Origin of the sequence: Bacillus cereus group sp. MYBK220-1 (assembly GCF_051916445.1) — a bacterium.
Classification (GTDB): domain Bacteria; phylum Bacillota; class Bacilli; order Bacillales; family Bacillaceae_G; genus Bacillus_A; species Bacillus_A cereus.
In genome coordinates, this window is sequence record NZ_JBQAGQ010000003.1 from 585,812 (window position 1) to 601,245 (window position 15,434).

A 15,434-nucleotide genomic window follows, 5' to 3' on the forward strand; every position below is an offset into this window, starting at 1 on the left:
TTCAAGTAAAGTTCCATCAATATCAAAGAAAATCATATTACAATCTCCTTAACTACTTAGTGCTTTCTGCAAGCTTATATCCTCTTACAAACAATAGAGTCACATAAGAAACAATAAATGAGAAAATGCTATACATGCCGACCCAAAAGAAAAATTTTGGAGTAAAGGCGATAACACCTATTATTAAAAAACTAGCAAACGTTACAATCGGCATTACGTAATACGTTTTCGACTTGCGCGTTCCAATAACAGAAACGATAAAGATAAGTAACGGACAAATTAATAAGACGAAAATCAATTCATTCATAGTTATGTCCCCTTTTCTAATTGCAGTAATCTGTTTCTCGTAAACGTTTTGAAAAAATTACTCTCCTAATATAATTTCGCTAAGGGATAACGAATCCCTGTTGAAAACCAGTAATTCATGATGAATTTTACAAGAAAAAACGTAAGCAAGAGAACACTTGCTTACGTTATAAAATAAACATCGCAAAGATAGTGGTGACAATTAAACCGATAACAACCGGTAAAAAGTTTCGGCGTGCCAGTTCAAATGGATCTACCTTGCAAATTGCAGCAGCAGGAATAAGCGCCCAAGGAATTAACGTCCCGCCCCCGGTCCATATAGCCGCAATTTGTCCGAGTGCTGTTAATGTAGCTGTTCCATGACCTAAAGCTGTTCCGAAAAGGTTTGCAATGGAACCAGCAAGCGATATACCGGAAAAACCAGATCCATCTAAGCCTGTTATGACACCAACGATAGTTAATGTTCCCGCCGATACGTATTGGTTTAAAGGGACCGTTTGAGATAAGGCAATCCCTAAGTCGTTAATGATTCCATGTGAACCTTTCGGTAAATAGTCTCCGATAATTTTCACAAAGCCGCTATCTCCTAAATAAAAGAGTGCAGCAATTGGAATAACTGGACCAAAGATTTTAAATCCAAATTGGAGCCCTTCTATAAAATAATCGGTTGTTTTATTTAGTCCATTACCTTTGTAGGCGATGAGTGAAATGATGATAATCATAATAACAGTCGTTCCGCCGATAAGTGCAGTTGCGTCGCTTCCTTGTAGTTTAAATTGAATCATGCAAAGGATATCAATGATATATACGGTAGGGACATATAGCGAGCCATTTCTTTGTGCGAGGAGATAATGAAGTGAGCGTTTTAGAAGACGCAGTTAATGGAATAGATTCTTGTATAGATAAGCCTGTATGAAACTCTTTTCGTAAGAAGAAAAAAGCGACGGAAGTTGTCACAATGCCCATAACGATAACAAGTGGAACACTTGCAGATACGACGCTGGAAACAGGGAGACCAGCCGCGTCTGCAGTTAATTTCGGTGCACCTTGAATAACGAAGTCGCCAGATAAGGCGATGCCGTGTCCGAATAAGTTCATAGCAATTGCAACCCCAATTGGAGGAAGACCGACACGTACAGCAACCGGCAATAAAATAGCTCCCATTAAGGCGACAGCTGGAGAAGGCCAAAAGAAGAAAGAAATGGTCATCATTAAAAGGCCGATAATCCAGTAGGCGAGTGTAGGTGTACGAATCATTTTTGTAAATGGTGAAATCATCGTATCATTTATGCCAGTATGAACGAGTAAATTGCTCATTGATACAATAATGGAGATGATTAATATAGTTGGTAATAGCTCAGTAATGGCGTAAATGAAACTTTGAAAAATCCCGCTAATGGCAAGAGGGATAGAACTTGTTGCAGTTAATGCTAATAAAAAGATAAAAACGATACAAATAATCGTCGTATCTTTCCGGAGAATAAAAAAGGTAATAATAGTGAGTAAACAAATAATGTAGAGAGCGTGTAATAGCGTTAATTCAACTCCCATAACATTCACATCCTTTAGGCATTCGTGTAGTTTATTGTATGAAAGCAGTGAAAGTATGTGAGTATAGGAAAAAGAAAAAAGTAAAATTTCATGTACTGTAATGGTAAGGACGATAAATGGATGTTACAATACAATTAATCCTAAAAATGGAATTTGAGGAGAAGTAGAATGGAGGAGTACGAATGAGAGAGAGAATAGGATATTATGGTGTGCTCGTTTGTTTACTATTATCAGTTATTTCAGGGCAATTTCTTAACAGTGGATGGGTACCAGTTATATTATGTATTGGCGTATTGATTTTTGCTCCTATGTATCGCTGGAATGAATGGAAAGCATATAGTCGAAAAAAGAACATGGTTTTCAGTATCGAGTTTATCATTATAATTAGTATGATCCCATTTTTGTTATTAAAAGGAAATGAAATAATAGATGGAATTGTAATGTTTCAAGGATGGTTGTTTATTGCGAAATTACTATATTTAATTTACATTTTAATGTTGGTAGCGATAGTCACTAAAAAATTAAACGAAAAGTTATTCGTTAATGAATAAAAGAAAATGCCACCTTATTCGGTGGCATTTTCTCATTTTACTGAATGGGCTTTTTGCATTTTTTTAATTAAACGAATTTGTCCGCGATGATTGATTTCATCTTCAAAAACGTGAAACCATTTAAAGTAGTTGTTAGCTGGTTTGTCATACCAAAAGTCTGTTGTTTTAAACAGCCATTCATCAGGTAATGATTGAAATGTTGCAATCGTTTTGGAACGTACTTCTTGTAATGTATTGATGTAAAATTTTATAGATTTTCCTTTTATTTTCTCGCGTCCAAGGTTCCCTAACTCAATAGCAGGTAACCAATGTTCTAATTCAGCTTCCGTCGGTTCACGGTCTTCAAAGGTATGAATTTGGTAGTAAAATTCAATAGCAGCCATATGGTACAATAACATACCAATTGAATTTGCGTCCTTATCATATAAATAATCAAGTTCTTCAATTGTTAAACCTTCCACTGCTTGCATTGTTGTATAGCGAGCGTAATTCATCATGGAAACAAGATTTGAAAATTCTACTTGTAAACCCTCTATTTTATCAATTACAAAATTCAATTTAAATTCCTCCTCTTTAAACGAATACTCCAGAGAAGGAATTCTATGTGTAGAGAAAAACTCCTTTTAAAAAGGCCATGATTTTAACAAGGGATTACAATTAGTTCTCTATTTGATTTTGTAATAACTTCATATCCGTCTTTTGTAATGACGATATCGTCTTCAATTCTACAACCGCCCCAGTTTGGTATGTAAATACCTGGTTCAACTGTAACAACCATACCTTCTTTTAATGTAGCTTTACTTTCTTGGGATAAGCGAAGAGGTTCATGTATTTCTAAGCCAAGACCATGACCAGTAGAATGACCAAAATATTGACCATATCCACAATCTGTAATGTAGTTTCTTGTTACATCATCGATACTTTTCGCGGTTTCTCCAGGCTTAATCGCTTCAGTCCCACGTTTTAACGCTTCTCGTACAACATTGTATATTTTTTTGAATTCTTCCGATGGTTCCCCTATTGCTACAGTACGTGTTATATCAGAACAATATCCGTCATAAAGTGCACCGAAATCTAATGTAACGATGTCGCCTCGTTCAATTATTTTATTTGATGCAACTCCATGTGGAAGAGAAGAACGAACACCAGAAGCTACAATAATTTGAAATGATGAAGATGCAGCACCTTTTTTTCGCATGAAAAATTCTAATTCATCTCGTACAGCATTTTCACTTATTCCTGGTTTTAGAAACGTAAGAATGTGGTGAAATGCTTCGTCCGCGATATTAGCTGCAATTTTCATTGTTTCTATTTCAGGCGTGTCTTTAATGATACGAATATTTTCGATAATTTCGCACACTTGAATCATTTCCGCCTGTACGTATTTTTGCAAGTTTTTATATTGTTGCAATGTCATGTTGTTTTCTTCAATTCCAAGTTTTTGAATGTTTAATTTCGATACTTGATGTGCAATTTCTTTTTCTAAATTTCCTTTATGCATAATAATTTCAGCATCTTTTATTTGTGATTTCGCTTGATCTACATAGCGGAAATCAGTGATAAAAACAGCTTGATCGGCAGAGATTAAGACGACGCCAGCGCTACCTGTAAAGCCTGTTGCATATTGGCGATTTTCTTTTTTTGTAATAAGTAACCCGTCAATTTCATAGTTTTGTAGTTGATTTTGGATTTTATTAATTTTTAAAGTCATGTTAATTCCTCCTATTCATAGTATTGAATAAAGCAAATAGCGTGCCAAAATGTATATTTGAAGAAAGGATAGTAGGGACAACATATATTTTAGGGGAGATAAAAAAATAGCCCGTAATTTGTGGGAGACGGTTTGTTCATAAAATCTAGATTGCTTCAATGAATAGCAGGGGGATGGGGAAAAATGATTGGAGTTACACTTGTACTTTATTTACATGCTGTAAAAAAATTTATACAAATGTGAAATGATACTGTCAATTTTTTTGACAATATTGAATGGATATAGCAACGAAATTGAAAACATATAAAAAATGCGCTGCATACAAGCAACGCATTTTTTTATTTATGCTTTTAATTTCATTACAATATCAGCATCTGGTGTTACATATACGGTTTGCTGATTGTCGTACGTAACAAAACCAAGTTTTGCACCACTCGGTTTTTTGACATGGCGTATTTTGGTGAAATCAACAGGTACAGAGCTAGACTCTTTCGCTTTACTGTAATAGGCAGCAATTTTGGCAGCTTCTAGTAAAGTTTCTTCAGCAGGCTCTAAAGAACGAATGACAACGTGAGAGCCAGGTATATCTTTCGTATGTAACCAAATTTCATCACGGCGGGCAAACTTCGTTGTTAAATAATCATTTTGTTTATTGTTTTTACCAACGAAAATCTCTGTGCCATCACTTGCTACATATTTATCTAATACTGGTTTAGTAGGCTTTTTCTTTGCGTTTTTCGTTTTGCGATTGCGCACATAACCTTCTTCAGCTAATTCCTCACGAATTTCTTCAATGTCTTTTGAAGAAGCAGCTTCCATTTGTTGAAGTAAGCTATCAAAATAAAGAATTTCTTCATTTGTTTTTTCAATTTGTTCTTCTACAACAACAACTGAATTTTTTGCTTTTTGATACTTTTGGAAATAGCGTTGTGCATTTTCAGATGGTGTTTTTAAAGGATCTAATGTGATTTTTACAGTTCCACCATTCTCATCGTAATAATTAACGACCTCAATATCTTTATCGCCCTTTTTTAAAGCGTACATATTGGCTGTAAGTAGCTCTCCAAATAGTTGATACTTATCTGCTTTTCCAGCATCTTGCAGTGTTTTTTCGAGTTTAATGAGTTTTTTCTCGTTTTTATTTTTTTCGTTTTGCATAAAGCGTTCTAAATCATGAGCTTGTTGTTTTACACGATCACGTTCTGCTTTGCCAAAGAAGAAACGATCTAACAATTCGCTCACTGATGAGAATGTTTTTTCTTCTCCTTGCAAGTGTGTAAGAGGGAAAAGATAAAAGAATTCTTTTCCATTTGCAGTAATCATTGTAGGTGTATATGCATGAGATAGTAATGGTGTTTGTACAGAGAAAAATGCTTCTGATAATGCTTTCTCGTTTACCATACCGGCTTTCTTTACTACTTCTTTTGCAAATAATGGGGATATTCCCATGAAAGCACCGACGAGTTGTTTATCCATATTTCCAGATAGAAAGTCTAGCGGTCTAATAAAATCATCTGCGGTTTCAATTTGCAGAGGATTGATTTTATGTTGGGCTGGTGGCGCGACGTACTCAGCACCAGCATATACAGTTCGGTGACGGTTTACGGCTAATGAAACGTGTTTTAAGCTATCTAAAATCACGTTTGTTTTCGTATCTAATAAGATAATGTTACTATGTCGTCCCATTATTTCAATTACTAATGTTTTTAATGATTCGTCTCCGATCTCATTACGACTGCGAACTGTAATTTGAATAATGCGTTCTAAGTCGATTTGTTCAATTTTTTCAATAAATCCACCTTCTAAATGTTTGCGAAGAAGCATACAAAACATCGGCGGTATTGCTGGCGAATCGTAGTTTTGATTCGTTAAGTGCATACGCGCATATGTAGGATGAGATGAAAGAATTAGTTTTTGGTTCTTTCCATTCGCTCGAATATGTAATAAAATCTCGTATTTTGAAGGTTGATATATTTTGGAAATTCTTCCTGTGTAAAGAGAATTTTCAATTTCATGTGTAATCGCTCTTGTAAATAATCCATCGAATGCCATAAATGAACACTCCTTTCTAACTAAATGTTAATTATAGCATTTTTTTGGACGAGGCTGAATAAGCTTTCAATAGAGTATGTCTGGAATCAGGAGGTCGATAGCAGGATGAACTGGTATGGAATGCGAGCACATGAAGTGGAAGAAAGAACGAATACGAATGTAAAGGTTGGACTTACAGAGAAAGAAGCAGAAGGGCGAGTAAAGAAATTTGGTACTAATGAATTAGAAGAAGCAAAAAGGCCTTCTGCACTAATGGTATTTTTAGCACAGTTTAAAGATTTCATGGTACTCGTTTTGTTTGGAGCAACAATTGTTTCTGCGTTTTTAGGTGAATACATTGATTCTATTGCTATTGTTGCCATTGTTATTATCAATGGTATTCTCGGCTTTTTTCAAGAAAGAAAAGCTGAAAAATCATTGGAAGCTTTAAAGGAACTAGCCGCCCCGCAAGTTACTGTAATGCGGAATGGAAAGTGGGTAAAAGCACCATCTAAAGCACTTGTTTTAGGTGATATTATTAAGTTTTCCAGTGGTGATCGTATTGGGGCTGATGTGCGTCTTGTTGAGGCATCAAGTTTATATATTGAAGAGTCTGCTTTGACAGGGGAGTCCGTACCTGTACAAAAGAAGGTAGAAGCATTGCAAGGGCAAGATGTTGCAATTGGTGATCAAAAAAATATGGCTTTTATGGGGACAATGATTACGCGAGGATCTGGTACAGGAGTCGTTGTAGCAACTGGTATGAATACAGCGATGGGGCAAATTGCAAATATGTTGCAAAATGCAGAGCAAATGGAAACGCCACTGCAAAGAAGGTTAGAACAGCTCGGAAAAATATTAATTATTGTAGCTCTTATTTTGACAGCGCTCGTTGTATTGGCTGGTGTGTATCAAGGGAATGAAGTATATCATATGTTTTTAGCTGGGGTATCGCTAGCTGTTGCGGCTATTCCAGAAGGATTGCCAGCAATTGTTACAGTAGCTTTATCACTTGGTGTACAGCGTATGATAAAAAAGAGAGCAATTGTAAGGAAGTTACCGGCCGTAGAAACGTTAGGCTGCGCTTCTGTTATATGCTCTGATAAAACGGGAACAATGACGCAAAACAAAATGATGGTAACACATATGTGGTCAGGCGGAGAATTGTGGAAAGTGACAGGGCAAGGATATGAACCTAATGGCTCTTTTATGAAAGGTGAAAAAGAAGTGAATCCAGCTAAGACAAAATCACTTTATCAGCTACTTACATTTGGTTCACTATGTAACAATGCAAATATTATGCAAAAGAAAAAGGCGTACGTATTAGATGGAGATCCAACAGAGGGAGCGCTTGTAGCTGCAGCAATGAAAGCTGGGATAACACGTGAGGCATTGAAAGGGAAATTTGAAATTATTCGTGAATTTCCATTTGATTCAACTCGAAAAATGATGAGTGTTATTGTACGAGATCGAGAGGGGAAAAAGTTTATTGTTACGAAAGGAGCACCGGATGTTCTTTTGCAAATGAGCCAAACAATCTTATGGGGGGATAAGCAGCAGCCGTTAAGTGAGCTATATAGAAAAGAAGTACAGGCGGCTATTCATAGCTTAGGTAGTCAAGCGCTTCGAACAATTGCAGTTGCGTTTAAACCTTTAAAAGTCACGGATTCTATTGAACATGAAAGAGACGTTGAAAAAGATTTTATGTTGGTTGGGATACAAGGTATGATTGACCCGCCAAGGCCAGAAGTCGCGCAGGCGGTAAAAGAGTGTAAAGAAGCTGGTATTCGAACAGTAATGATTACAGGTGATCATAAAGTGACAGCAATGGCGATTGCTGAACAATTAGGAGTTTTACCACCAGATGGACGCGTTGTTGAAGGAGTAGAACTCGCGAATATGGATGTGGAGGAATTAGAAAATGTTGTAGAAGATACGTATGTATTCGCTCGTGTATCACCTGAGCATAAATTGAAAATTGTTAAAGCATTGCAAAATCAAGGACATATAGTAGCGATGACAGGTGATGGAGTGAACGATGCTCCAGCTATAAAAACAGCGGATATTGGGATAGCGATGGGGATTACAGGGACAGATGTTGCAAAAGAAGCCTCTTCACTTGTTTTACTAGATGATAATTTTGCTACAATTAAGTCAGCGATTAAAGAAGGAAGAAATATATACGAGAACATACGTAAGTTCATTCGCTACTTATTGGCGTCAAATGTTGGAGAAATTTTAGTTATGTTATTTGCGATGTTACTTGCATTACCACTGCCGATGGTTCCTATTCAAATTTTATGGGTGAACTTAGTTACTGATGGTTTACCAGCGATGGCATTAGGTTTGGATAAGGCTGAAGGAGATGTGATGAAGAGAACACCGCGTCACCCGAAAGAAGGGGTATTCGCTAGAGGGCTTGCGTGGAAAATAATAAGTCGAGGGTTTTTAATTGGAGCAGTGACGTTAGTGGCGTTTATTATTGCGTATAACCAACATCCAAATGAACTGAAATATGCACAAACTGTAGCGTTCGCGACGTTGGTACTTGCACAGCTTATTCATGTATTTGATTGTCGTAGTGAGCATTCTGTCTTTCACCGTAATCCATTTGGGAACGTGTATTTAGTAGGGGCGGTTATTATTTCGTTACTACTTATGCTAGTGGTTATATATTATCCACCGTTACAACCGATCTTTAGCACAATGCCGATACAAGCAAGAGATTGGTTATTAATTGGAGGTTTGTCATCAATTCCGACTTTCTTACTAGTAGGTTCTTTATTAACAGGGAAAAAGGCTAAGAAGAAAAAGCCGATGTTATATAAGAAGGGATTAAACTTGAAATAGTCAATGTTATGAAAATGTGATATAATTTACAGAAGGTAGTAGAGCCTTGTCTCTATTACCTTTTTCATTGAGTTATTTTATGGCTTGGATGTGATAAAAATGATTTCTAGTATGACAGGGTTTGGAAGATCGAAAGTAGAAAGTGATACTTTTCAAATTACAGTAGAAATGAAATCGGTGAACCACCGTTTTTTAGAGATGAGTATTCGACTTCCTAAGCAAATGATGGTATTTGAGGACAAAATTCGTAAAATAATTGCACAGCAAGTTCGACGTGGACGCATCGAAGTGTCTATTAGTATAGCAGGTGAAGGACTTGTTGAAAGAAAATTAAGTGTGAATTGGTCACTTCTTGAGCAGTACCAATCGATGATGGAAGATATAAAAGGGAAATTTCAATTACAAGATTCTATTACACTCGAACAATTAATGGCAATGCCAGAAGTAACAGCAATTGAAGAAATAGAAAATGTAAATGAACATTTTGAGAACAGTTTATATGAGGCTGTTCGTCAAGCTGCTCATATGTTGAAAACGATGAGAGATGGCGAAGGAGAACGATTACATAAAGATATAGCGTATCGTTTACAAGAAATTAGCAATTGTGTAAATGCAATTATTCCACATGCACCGATTGTTACACAAAAATATCGTGAACGATTAGAAAATCGCTTGAAAGAATTACATAATCAAGATCTAGATGAACAAAGATTGCTAACAGAAGTCGCAATCTTTGCAGAGCGTTGTGATATTCATGAAGAGTTAGTTCGTTTGCAAAGTCATTTAGAGCAATTTCGTGAAACATTGCAGATTGAAGAGCCTGTTGGAAGGAAAATGGATTTCATCGTGCAAGAGATGCATAGAGAAATTAATACGATTGGTTCTAAGGCAAATGACTTAACAATTTCAAAATATGTTGTAGAAATGAAAAATAACCTTGAAAAAATTCGTGAACAAGTACAAAATATTGAGTAGCTTTCAAAAAATATATAAAGTTATACGTGGTGGAGAAATCGGATAGACTTACTAGGAGGCGCAAACTATGGCCATGCGGTTTTTAAATATTGGATACGGAAATATTGTATCTGCTCATCGAATTATTGCTATTGTAAGTCCGGAGTCAGCTCCTATTAAACGAACAGTACAGGAAGCACGCGAACATAATGCTTTGCTTGATGCTACTTATGGGAGAAAAACAAGGGCGGTTATTGTTATGGATGATGGGCATGTTGTATTAAGTCCAATTCAACCAGAGACGATTGCACATCGTTTGAATAATAAAGAAGATTTAAGTGAGGAAGGGTAGGTTTTACATATTTATGAGAAGTAGAAGAGGATTGCTCATCGTTCTTTCAGGGCCTTCTGGGGTTGGAAAAGGGACGGTTCGTAAAGAGCTGTTTAGCCATGAGGATACACGTTTTCAATACTCTATTTCAGTAACGACACGTAAGCCGCGTGAAGGTGAAGTAGATGGTGTGGATTATTTCTTTAAAGAAAGAGAAGAATTCGAGGAAATGATTCGTAATGAAAAATTACTTGAGTGGGCTGAGTTCGTAGGTAATTATTACGGAACACCGATTGACTATGTTGAAAAAACATTACAAGAAGGAAAAGATGTATTCTTAGAAATTGAAGTGCAAGGAGCAATTCAAGTTAAGAAAGCTTTCCCAGAAGGTGTATTTATTTTCTTAGCACCTCCAAGTTTATCTGAACTAAAGAGCCGTATTGTCGGACGTGGTACAGAGACTGAAGATGTTATTGAAAATCGTTTAACTGTAGCGAAAGAAGAAATCGAGATGATGGACGCTTACGACTATGTAGTAGAAAACGATCAAGTTGAATTAGCTTGTGATAGAATTAAAGCAATTGTGGTTGGCGAACATTGCCGCCGCGAAAGGGTAGCAAAATATTATAAAGAAATGACGGAGGGTCTATAATTATGTTAAATCCATCAATTGACTCATTACTACAAAAAATCGATTCTAAGTACACTTTAGTAACAGTGGCTGCAAAACGCGCACGTGAAATGCAACTTGCTAATAACTGTGTTGTAGAAAAACCTGTTTCTCATAAATGTGTAGGTAAAGCATTAGAAGAAATCGATGCAGAAGCATTAAGCTACGTACCAAGTGAAGATAAAGTAGCTGAATAAGCCTTTGCCTTCGACAAAATAAAACATAGACTTTATAATTTTCTATGTAACGGTAACAACCTATTTACAAGTAGGTTGTTATTTTTTTACGAAAGGAATGAAATATCGGTACTGACGAGCTGAGAATTCTATTTCAGTATTATAAGTTTGAAAAAGAAAGAGGACGAGTCATATGCTAAAAGGGAAAAAGATACTTCTATGTGTAACAGGAGGCATTGCGGTTTTTAAAGCAGCTGCGTTAACGAGTAAATTGACACAATCTGGCGCGATTGTAAAAGTAATGATGAGTGAGTCGGCAATGAAGTTTGTTACGCCTCTTACATTCCAAGCGCTTTCTCGCCATGATGTATATACGGATACATTTGATGAGAAAGACTCAGCTGTTATTGCTCATATTGATTTAGCAGATTGGGCGGATGTTGTACTTGTCGCACCTGCTACTGCCAATTGTATTGGAAAGTTAGCTGGTGGTATTGCAGATGATATGATTACAACTACTTTGTTAGCTACTACAGCTCCGGTATGGATTGCGCCTGCTATGAATGTGCATATGTATGAAAATAAAATAGTTCAAAAAAATATGATGACATTGAAAACGCTAGGATATACATTTATTGAGCCTGGGGAAGGCTTTTTAGCATGTGGATATGTAGCGAAGGGACGACTAGAAGAACCAGAAGCAATTATTGCACGGTTAGAGGAAGCTTTCTCAGAACACAAACCATTGCAGGGAAAAAGAATATTAATAACTGCTGGCCCAACACGTGAAAAGGTTGATCCAGTTCGTTTTATGACGAATTTTTCTTCTGGAAAAATGGGGTATGCGATTGCGGAAGTGGCAGCAAATTTAGGCGCTGATGTTATACTCGTTTCAGGACCGACAGCATTAAATCCACCGTTACATGTAACGACAGTACAAGTGGAATCTGCACAAGATATGTTAGAAGCAGTTCTTCAACATTATCAAAACGTAGACGTTGTCATTAAAACAGCAGCAGTTGCAGATTATCGTCCGAAATATGTGCATGAGAATAAAATGAAAAAGCAAAATGGTGATGCTGTCATTGAACTTGAAAGAACGGTGGATATTTTAAAAACGTTAGGTCAGAAAAAGGATAAACAGTTACTTATCGGTTTTGCTGCTGAAACGACAAATGTAGAGGAATATGCAACGAAAAAACTACGTGAGAAAAATGCAGATATGATTGTCGCGAATGATGTAAAAGCACAAGGAGCTGGATTTGGCACGGATACGAATATTGTAACAATGTATAGAAAAGATGGAAAAGTTATTGAGTTGCCACTTTTAATGAAAAAAGAGGTAGCTCGTGAAATATTGAAGCAAATTGAAATGATGTTAGAAGATGATCGTTTATGAAATTTGCAAGTGTAATTGTTGATGTACCTGCCCGTCAGACAGATCGACCATTTGATTACATTATCCCTAAAAAATGGGAAGATATTGTACAGACAGGAATGCGTGTAGTAGTTCCGTTTGGGCCAAGAAAATTGCAAGGTTTTATTATTGGGATTAAAGATTCGGTGGATGTAGAAAGTAAGAAGTTAAAGACAATCCATGAAATATTAGATGTAACACCAGTTTTAAATGATGAATTATTAAAGCTTGGATATTGGCTTACAAGTGAAACGTTATGCTACATGATTTCAGCTTTTCAAGTGATGCTTCCAACTGCGATAAAAGCAACGTATAAAAAACGTCTACAACTTTGTAAACAGGAAGAAATAGCACCAGAAATACTATATTTATTTCAGGATAAAGAAGCAATTGATTTTGAAGTAATCGAGCAACAGCCACATTTATACCGAACTATTCAACAAGAAATTAAAAATGGTACGGTTGAAGTCGTTTATCAAGTGAAAGATAAAGTACAAAAGAAGAAGCAAAGAGTGGTTCAGCCGGAGTTGCCAGAAGATAAATTGGAATTAGCGGCATTTGAACTGAAAAGTAAAAAACAACAAGATGTACTTTATTATTTTGTGGAAAATTATAAAAGTGCACCGTTGAAAGTAATTACAGAAGAGTTACAAATAACAGATGCTCCAATAAAAGCACTTGTTAAAAAGGGATTCATTTCAGAAAAGTATGTGGAAGTATACCGAAATCCGTATGACGATGATGATTTTGAACAAACAAAACCATTTCCACTTACGGAGGAACAAAAACAAGTTATTACACCGATTTTATCATCAATTACAAATGAAACTTATAATCCATTTTTACTATATGGTGTTACAGGAAGTGGAAAGACAGAAGTATATTTACAATCTATAGCAGCAGTGCTCAAGAAAGGAAAAGAAGCTATCGTTCTTGTCCCTGAAATTGCACTAACGCCCCAAATGGTGGATCGTTTTAAAGGTAGGTTTGGCTCGCAAGTTGCAGTTCTTCATAGTGCGTTGTCTGTTGGAGAAAAGTATGACGAGTGGCGTAAGATTTTAAGAAAAGAAGTGAAAGTTGTAGTTGGTGCGCGTTCAGCTGTTTTTGCGCCTTTTGAGAATTTAGGGATTATTATTATTGATGAAGAGCATGAATCAAGTTACAAACAAGAAGATAATCCGAGGTATCATGCAAGAGATGTAGCTGTCTGGAGAGGACAATATCATAAATGTCCTATCGTTCTTGGTAGTGCGACGCCAACACTTGAATCGTTTGCAAGGGCGAAAAAAGGTGTTTATAAACTACTAACAATGGAAAAACGTATGAATGAACAAGCTTTACCAACGGTAGAGATTGTTGACATGCGAGAAGAACTTCGTGACGGGAATCGATCAATGTTTTCTAAGGCGCTGCATGAAAAAATAGCAGATCGATTAGAAAAGAAAGAACAAATGGTACTCTTTTTAAATAGAAGAGGTCATTCTACATTTGTTATGTGCCGTGATTGTGGGTATGTTGTACAATGTCCGCATTGTGATATTTCATTGACATATCATAAAATGAATCATCGTTTAAAATGTCATTATTGTAGTTACGAAGAGAATATGCCAACTGAGTGTCCAGCTTGTCAAAGTACATACATTCGTTTCTTTGGTACAGGTACACAAAAGGTAGAAGAAGAAATTACAAAACTATTTCCAGAGGCGCGAGTCATTCGAATGGATGTAGATACGACAAGTCGAAAAGGAATGCATGAAAAATTATTAAAGGCGTTTGGGGAAGAAAAAGCAGATATATTACTTGGAACACAAATGATTGCTAAAGGATTAGATTTTCCGAAAGTAACGCTCGTTGGGGTTTTAACTGCAGATACGATGCTTCACTTACCTGATTTTCGGGCAAGTGAAAAGACATATCAGTTATTGACGCAAGTAAGTGGACGAGCGGGTAGACATGAATTGCCAGGGGAAGTTGTGATTCAAACGTATACGCCAGAACATTACAGCATAGAGTTAGCGAAGAACCAACAATATGATGTGTTTTTTGACCAAGAAATGCAAATGAGACGAACAAGACAATATCCCCCATATTACTATGTTGTACTCGTAACTGTATCTCATCCAGAATTATTAAAAGCGGTACAAGTGACGGAAAAAATTGCCTGGTATTTACGAACGCATTGCTCACAGCAAACAATGGTGCTAGGACCAGTTGCTTCAGCGATTCCAAGGATAAAAGATAGATATCGTTATCAATGCATGATAAAATACAAACGGGAACCAAACTTAAAGAACGTGCTCAAAATGGTAAATGAACATTATCAAGCAGAAATGCAAAAAGAGCTACAAATCTCAATTGATTTTAATCCAACAATGTTAATGTAGCGGAGGGAAATATGGCAGTTTTAGAAATAATAAAGCATCCAAATGAAGTGTTAGAAACACCATGCGAAAGAGTAATTAACTTTGATAAAAAGTTAGTGAAATTGTTGAAAGATATGCATGAAACAATGTTAATTGCGGACGGAGTCGGTTTAGCTGCGCCTCAAGTAGGTGTAAGCTTGCAAGTAGCGGTTGTTGATGTCGATGATGATACTGGGAAAATCGAGTTAATCAATCCATCAATATTAGAAAAACGTGGTGAACAAGTAGGTCCCGAAGGCTGTTTAAGCTTCCCGGGACTTTATGGTGAAGTAGAACGTGCCGATTATATTAAAGTAAGAGCGCAAAATCGCCGTGGGAAAGTATTCTTATTAGAAGCGGAAGGATTTTTAGCGCGTGCAATTCAACATGAAATTGATCATTTACACGGTGTTTTATTTACATCGAAAGTGACAAGATATTATGAAGAAAACGAACTAGAATAGGTGTTAAAAGGAGCGGTTTT

The 15,434-nt window shown here is 36.4% G+C and carries 13 protein-coding genes and 1 pseudogene; 9 read left to right on the top strand and 5 right to left on the bottom strand.

The window, feature by feature from the left end; genetic code table 11:
- Positions 1–52: 52 nt before the first annotated feature.
- Positions 53–307, bottom strand: coding sequence for a YbeF family protein (locus ACTFRU_RS16835; protein ID WP_006928316.1), 255 nt, complete (start codon positions 305–307; stop codon positions 53–55).
- Between the two features lie 166 nt (positions 308–473).
- Positions 474–1,857, bottom strand: a pseudogene (locus ACTFRU_RS16840) (hypothetical protein).
- A 182-nt stretch (positions 1,858–2,039) separates the two neighbouring features.
- Between ACTFRU_RS16840 and ACTFRU_RS16845 the strand changes: the two are divergent.
- Positions 2,040–2,408, top strand: coding sequence for a YoqO family protein (locus ACTFRU_RS16845; protein WP_139848852.1), 369 nt, complete (start codon positions 2,040–2,042; stop codon positions 2,406–2,408).
- 32 nt (positions 2,409–2,440) lie between these two features.
- On the opposite strand, the gene ACTFRU_RS16850 is transcribed toward ACTFRU_RS16845, so the two are convergent.
- The 3 genes from ACTFRU_RS16850 to ACTFRU_RS16860 all read right to left on the bottom strand — a co-directional run bounded on the left by ACTFRU_RS16850 (position 2,441) and on the right by ACTFRU_RS16860 (position 6,171).
- Positions 2,441–2,965 (bottom strand): DinB family protein, encoded by a 525-nt coding sequence (locus ACTFRU_RS16850; protein ID WP_001012051.1) that lies wholly within the window; start codon positions 2,963–2,965, stop codon positions 2,441–2,443.
- Between the two features lie 83 nt (positions 2,966–3,048).
- Positions 3,049–4,119: a M24 family metallopeptidase gene (locus tag ACTFRU_RS16855; protein WP_000172800.1), complete on the bottom strand. Its 1,071-nt coding sequence runs from the start codon at positions 4,117–4,119 to the stop codon at positions 3,049–3,051.
- Between the two features lie 342 nt (positions 4,120–4,461).
- Entirely contained in the window at positions 4,462–6,171 is a 1,710-nt protein-coding gene (locus ACTFRU_RS16860; RefSeq protein ID WP_000863286.1) for an Rqc2 family fibronectin-binding protein, read from the bottom strand.
- 105 nt (positions 6,172–6,276) lie between these two features.
- On the opposite strand from ACTFRU_RS16860, the gene ACTFRU_RS16865 reads away from it, so the two are divergent.
- From ACTFRU_RS16865 to def, 8 genes are all read left to right on the top strand, one after another.
- The gene (locus tag ACTFRU_RS16865; RefSeq protein WP_006928320.1) at positions 6,277–9,000 is read left to right on the top strand and encodes a calcium-translocating P-type ATPase, SERCA-type; all 2,724 of its coding nucleotides are present in this window, start codon (positions 6,277–6,279) and stop codon (positions 8,998–9,000) included.
- Between the two features lie 99 nt (positions 9,001–9,099).
- Positions 9,100–9,975 (top strand): YicC/YloC family endoribonuclease, encoded by an 876-nt coding sequence (locus ACTFRU_RS16870; RefSeq protein WP_000625866.1) that lies wholly within the window; start codon positions 9,100–9,102, stop codon positions 9,973–9,975.
- A gap of 67 nt (positions 9,976–10,042) precedes the next feature.
- Positions 10,043–10,306, top strand: a complete 264-nt coding sequence (gene remA, locus ACTFRU_RS16875; RefSeq protein WP_001251456.1) for an extracellular matrix/biofilm regulator RemA — start codon at positions 10,043–10,045, stop codon at positions 10,304–10,306.
- A gap of 13 nt (positions 10,307–10,319) precedes the next feature.
- Complete coding sequence (gmk, locus tag ACTFRU_RS16880) at positions 10,320–10,937, top strand: guanylate kinase (protein ID WP_001257741.1); 618 nt, start codon at positions 10,320–10,322, stop codon at positions 10,935–10,937.
- 2 nt (positions 10,938–10,939) lie between these two features.
- Positions 10,940–11,152: a DNA-directed RNA polymerase subunit omega gene (gene rpoZ, locus ACTFRU_RS16885; protein WP_000933960.1), complete on the top strand. Its 213-nt coding sequence runs from the start codon at positions 10,940–10,942 to the stop codon at positions 11,150–11,152.
- A 172-nt stretch (positions 11,153–11,324) separates the two neighbouring features.
- Positions 11,325–12,530, top strand: coding sequence for a bifunctional phosphopantothenoylcysteine decarboxylase/phosphopantothenate--cysteine ligase CoaBC (gene coaBC / locus ACTFRU_RS16890; RefSeq protein WP_000911750.1), 1,206 nt, complete (start codon positions 11,325–11,327; stop codon positions 12,528–12,530).
- Complete coding sequence (gene priA, locus ACTFRU_RS16895; RefSeq protein WP_440037717.1) at positions 12,527–14,932, top strand: primosomal protein N'; 2,406 nt, start codon at positions 12,527–12,529, stop codon at positions 14,930–14,932. Before coaBC ends, priA begins: the two co-directional genes overlap by 4 nt.
- An 11-nt stretch (positions 14,933–14,943) precedes the next feature.
- Entirely contained in the window at positions 14,944–15,414 is a 471-nt protein-coding gene (gene def, locus ACTFRU_RS16900; protein ID WP_000279455.1) for a peptide deformylase, read from the top strand.
- Positions 15,415–15,434 lie beyond the last annotated feature (20 nt).